We start from the raw sequence: 3,836 nt of genomic DNA, 5'->3' as shown, positions 1-3,836 counted from the left end.
GGCTCGGGCATGCCCACCTCGGCCAGCAGCGCCTCGGCCCGCGCCAGCGCCGCGCGGCGGCCCAGCTTCAGGTGTCGGCGCAGCGGCTCGCACAGCTGGTCGCCCACGGTAAACACCGGGTTCAGCGAGCCCATCGGGTCCTGGAACACGCAGGCGATCTCGCGCCCGCGCAGCGCCAGCAGCTCGGGCCGCGTGGCCTGCAACAGGTCGCGGCCGTCGTACAGGATGCGGCCCTGCCGCTCGGCGTTGTCGGGCAGCAGGTTCAGGATGGACATCGCCGTCACGCTCTTGCCCGAGCCCGACTCGCCCACCAGCGCCACCGTGGTGTTCTCGGGCACGTCGAAGCTCACGCCGGTGCCGTCGCAGCCCACCGCCTGCGCCCGCTGCGCCACGCCACCGACCTGCCCCATGCGGAAGGCCACCTGCAGGTTCTGGATGCTCAGCAGGGTCATCGCTTACTCCAGCCCACGCAGCTTGGGGTCGAGCGCATCGCGCAGCGCATCGGCCATCAACGAGAACGCGGTGACGAACACCGCCATGAACACCGTGGCCGCCGCCAGCTGCCACCAGTGGCCCAGGATCAGCTCGCTCTGCGCCTCGGCCAGCATGGTGCCCCAGCTCACCTGATCGACCGGCACGCCCAGGCCCAGATAGCTCAGGATCACCTCGGCCTTGATGAAGCCCACCACCAGCAGCGACATGCGCACCAGGATCACATGGCTGACGTTGGGCAGGATGTGGCGGAACATGCGCGAGCCGGTGGAAGCGCCGATGGCCTCGGCCGCGCGCACGTACTCGCGGCTGCCGTGCTTGATGAACTCGGCCCGCACCTGGCGGTAGATGCCGGTCCAGCCGGTCAGGCCCAGGATCAGCACCACGGTGCCGATGCCGCGGCCGAACACCGCCGCAAAAGCAAAGATCAGCAGGATGTCGGGGATGGAGGTGAAGACGTTGTAGACCCACTCGATGAAGTCGCCCAGCCGGCGGCCGAAGAAGCCGGCCAGCGCGCCCAGCAGCGTGCCCACCAGCGCCGCCACCACCGCGGCCAGCACGCCCACGAAGACCGAGATCTCGGTGCCCTTGATGGCCTTGGCCAGCACGTCGCGGCCCAGCCGGTCGCCGCCCAGCGGCAGCGTCTCGGCCTTGTGGAACTCCTCGGTCTTGAACTGGCGGGCGCGCTCGTCCCATTCCTTGTAGCGCGGCGCCAGCGGGTCGATGGCCGAGAGATCGACGTTGGGGCCCTTGGGCACTTCCAGCGCCAGTTGCTGCTCGGCCGGCGCCGGGCCCAGCAATGTGGGCGGCGCATTGGGCACGCCCACCTCGCGCTGCCAGTCGGCGGCCACGAGGCCCAGCGCGGCCAGCGCGATGACCACCAGAAACACCAGCACCACGGCCGCGCCCGCCATGCCGATGCGGTCGCGCTGGAAGCGCCGCCAGGCGGCATGCCACACGCCTTCGGAGCGTTCGTCTTGAGCCGCTGCGGCCACCGGGTTCAGCACCGCGCTCATTTCAGCACCACCCGCGGATCGACCAGCTTGTAGAGCAAATCCACCACCAGGTTGATGACCATGGTGAGGGCGGCCAGGTACACCGTGACGGCCTGGATGACGGGGTAGTCGCTGCGGTTGACGGCCAGCAGCACCTCACGGCCCAGGCCGGGGATGGAGAAGAACACCTCGATCAAGAAGGAGCCGACGAAGATGCCCGGCAGCTGCAGCCCGATGTTGGTGAGGATGGGGATCATCGCGTTGCGCAGCACGTGCTTGAACAGCACCGTGCGCTCGGGCAGGCCCTTGGCGCGGGCCGTGCGCACATAGTCGTGGCCCAGCTCGTCGAGGAAGAAGCTGCGGTACAGCCGTGTCTGCGGCGACAGGCCCACCGCCACCGCCAGCAGCACCGGCAGCGGCGCATAGGTCAGCAGGTTGGTCAGCGTGCTGTCGCTCCAGCCCTGCACCGGAAACCAGCCCAGCTGGAAGCCGAACACGTACTGGCCGACGATCACGTACACCAGGAACGAGATGGACAGCGCCACCGTGGTGGCCACCATGATGACGCGGTCGGTCAATGAGCCGCGGCGGTAGGCCACCCACATCGCGATGGGCAGCGCCAGCAGCACGTCCAGCACCAGGATGGGCACCATCACCGTCAGCGTGGCGGGCAGGCGGGTGGCGAACAGGTGGCTCACCGATTCGTTCGTCGCCCAGCTCTTGCCCCAGTCGAAGGTGGCGATGCTCTTGAGGAAGATGCCCAGCTGCACCCACCAAGGCTCGTTCAGGCCCAGCTGGTCGCGGATGGCCTGCACCTGCTCGGGCGTAGCATTGAGGCCGCCGAGGATCTCGGCCGGGTCGCCGCCGAAGAACTTGAACAACAAAAACACCAGCAGCACGACGCCCGCCAGGGTGGGGACCATCTGCCACAGGCGGCGCACGAGGTAGGCCGTCATCGAATGCAACTCCATGCAAGCCGCAGGCCAGCGGCGCGATGGCGCGGAGTGTAGAGAAATGAAAAAAGGGCCCGGGCGATTGAATCGCCAGGGCCCGAAGGAGGTTGGAAAACCTCTTGTTCAACCGGGGAGAAAAGAATGCAAGCGGCGCGCCAGGCGCGCCGCTGTCACACGTCAAGCAAAGATCAGAACGAGTGGCGGATGCCGACGTCCACGCCTTGCGACTTGCGGCCCGTCATGCTGGTGGCACCGTTGTCGGCCACCACGTAGTTGGCGGTGCCGTCGTTCTTGATGTAGGCGTAGGTGGTGTACAGCGCGGTCCGCTTGGACAGGTTGTGCACGTAGCCGATCGCGAACTGGTCGGCATCACGGTCGGCGATCGCGCCGCCACGGCCGTCGATCTTCGAGTACGAAGCCTTGAACTCACCCACGCCGAACGGCACCGAGGCGCCAACGGTCATGTGGCGGTCCTTCTGGTCCTGGAACTTGGTTTCCTGGTAGTTGGCCAGCACCTTGACCACCTGGAAGTCGTAGGAGCCGCCGATCACGAAGCGCTTGAAGTCGTCGCTGTCGGTGATCTCGTTCTGGCCGTAGGCCACGCTCACGTCCACCGGGCCCGAAGCCCAGCCGATGCGGCCGCCCATGTACTTGCCGCCGGTCACGCCTTCACCGGCCGCCACGGCCAGCGTGCCGTACACGCCATTCAGGTTGCCAGGCAGGATGTACTGCACGGCGTTGTCGGCACGGCTGTTGGCCGCGACGGTGATGCCGCTGGGCACGCGGTAGGTGGTGTTGATGTCGGCAATGCCGGTGGCGCCGAACACGTCGTAGGCTTCGAAGGCCAGCTGCGTGGGCATCTTGTCGCGGCCCAGGCGCACTTCACCGAAGTCGCCCATCAGGCTGACGGTGGAGCGACGGCCCCAGAAGCGGCTGGTGTCGGCCGTGCCCGAGTCCGGGTTCACGGCGGCTTCCAGCCAGAAGCCGGCCTTCAGGCCACCGCCCAGGTCTTCCACGCCACGCACGCCCAGGCGGCTGGTGGAGTTGCCATTGCTGGCCAGGTCGGTGCGCTTGACGTCGCCGTTCTTGACGTAGCGGGCTGCCAGGTCGACGGTGCCGAACAGCTGCACGGTCGATTGAGCGGAAGCGGCACCGGCGAAAGCACCGAGGGCGGCAAGAGCGAACAGGGTCTTTTTCATTTGCAATCCTTCGTGAAGTTCCGGGGTGGAAACGTCAGGTGCAACGATAGGGACGATGCCTTGCCCGATTGAGCCACTGTGCAGGCAACGCACCATTTGCGGCATCGCAATAATCGCCGTGGTATAGGTGGTTGATCCAGTCAACCATTTAACAATCGCGATACAAGATCGTCATTCAGGCGTCACACGACGCCTGC

The 3,836-nt window shown here is 66.8% G+C and carries 4 protein-coding genes; all 4 read right to left on the bottom strand.

The genetic code is table 11. From position 1 onward, the window contains the following. Nucleotides 1-452: ATP-binding cassette domain-containing protein (locus ABNT58_RS10590; protein WP_348753445.1), on the bottom strand; the 452-nt coding region annotated here is incomplete at its 3' end. A gap of 3 nt (nt 453-455) precedes the next feature. After that, nucleotides 456-1,508, bottom strand: coding sequence for an ABC transporter permease (locus ABNT58_RS10585; RefSeq protein WP_348753444.1), 1,053 nt, complete (start codon nt 1,506-1,508; stop codon nt 456-458). After that, on the bottom strand, nt 1,505-2,443 hold the full coding sequence (locus ABNT58_RS10580) for an ABC transporter permease (RefSeq protein ID WP_348753443.1): 939 nt from the start codon (nt 2,441-2,443) through the stop codon (nt 1,505-1,507). The genes ABNT58_RS10585 and ABNT58_RS10580 overlap by 4 nt, the downstream gene beginning before the upstream one ends. A gap of 185 nt (nt 2,444-2,628) precedes the next feature. Then, nucleotides 2,629-3,639: a porin gene (locus tag ABNT58_RS10575; RefSeq protein WP_348753442.1), complete on the bottom strand. Its 1,011-nt coding sequence runs from the start codon at nt 3,637-3,639 to the stop codon at nt 2,629-2,631. Between the last annotated feature and the right edge of the window lie 197 nt (nt 3,640-3,836).

Source organism: uncultured Aquincola sp. (genome assembly GCF_964001545.1).
Taxonomy (GTDB): Bacteria; Pseudomonadota; Gammaproteobacteria; order Burkholderiales; family Burkholderiaceae_C; genus Aquincola.
This window is presented reverse-complemented; position numbering and strand designations above follow the sequence as displayed.